The sequence below is a fragment of the Ancylomarina longa genome (assembly GCF_003996985.1).
GTDB classification, from domain to species: domain Bacteria; phylum Bacteroidota; class Bacteroidia; order Bacteroidales; family Marinifilaceae; genus Ancylomarina_A; species Ancylomarina_A longa.
Genome location: NZ_RJJX01000142.1, coordinates 1 through 625, shown reverse-complemented (window position 1 = coordinate 625; position 625 = coordinate 1). Strand labels below are relative to the sequence as shown.

2 protein-coding genes are annotated in these 625 nt (G+C 54.8%); both read right to left on the bottom strand.

What is annotated here, in order from left to right; translation table 11 throughout:
* On the bottom strand, nucleotides 1-215 hold a 215-nt coding region (locus DLK05_RS16705; protein WP_209319945.1), incomplete at its 3' end, for a major capsid protein.
* Nucleotides 216-270: 55 nt separating this feature from the next.
* The gene (locus DLK05_RS16700) at nucleotides 271-603 is read right to left on the bottom strand and encodes a head decoration protein (protein WP_001297109.1); all 333 of its coding nucleotides are present in this window, start codon (nucleotides 601-603) and stop codon (nucleotides 271-273) included.
* Nucleotides 604-625: the final 22 nt, after the last annotated feature.

Genomic DNA, 625 nt, shown 5'->3' with positions numbered 1-625 from the left:
TCAGAGGTGGAGCCGCCACGGGAACGGATAACCTCACCGGAAACAATCGGCGAAACGTACAGCGCCATGTTTACCAGTCCCGGAATTTGTGAGAGATAGACTTTCTCCGTGGTGAAGGGATAGCTCTCACGGAAAAAGAGACGCAGAAACAGCGGATCAAACTTAAATTTCTGCTCATTTGCCGMCAGCAGTTGGGCGGTTGTGTACATCGACATAAAAAAATCCCGTAAAAAAAGCCGCACAGGCGGCCTTTAGTGATGAAGGGTAAAGTTAAACGATGCTGATTGCCGTTCCGGCAAACGCGGTCCGTTTTTTCGTCTCGTCGCTGGCAGCCTCCGGCCAGAGCACATCCTCATAACGGAACGTGCCGGACTTGTAGAACGTCAGCGTGGTGCTGGTCTGGTCAGCAGCAACCGCAAGAATGCCAACGGCAGCACCGTCGGTGGTGCCATCCCACGCAACCAGCTTACGGCTGGAGGTGTCCAGCATCAGCGGGGTCATTGCAGGCGCTTTCGCACTCAATCCGCCGGGCGCGGTTGCGGTATGAGCCGGGTCACTGTTGCCCTGCGGCTGGTAATGGGTAAAGGTTTCTTTGCTCGTCATAAACATCCCTTACACTGGTGTG

Coding starts and splice junctions, on each gene's coding strand:
- DLK05_RS16700 (WP_001297109.1), bottom strand. CDS start 603: ATGACGAGCAAAGAAACCTTTACCCATTACCAGCCGCAGGGCAACAGT.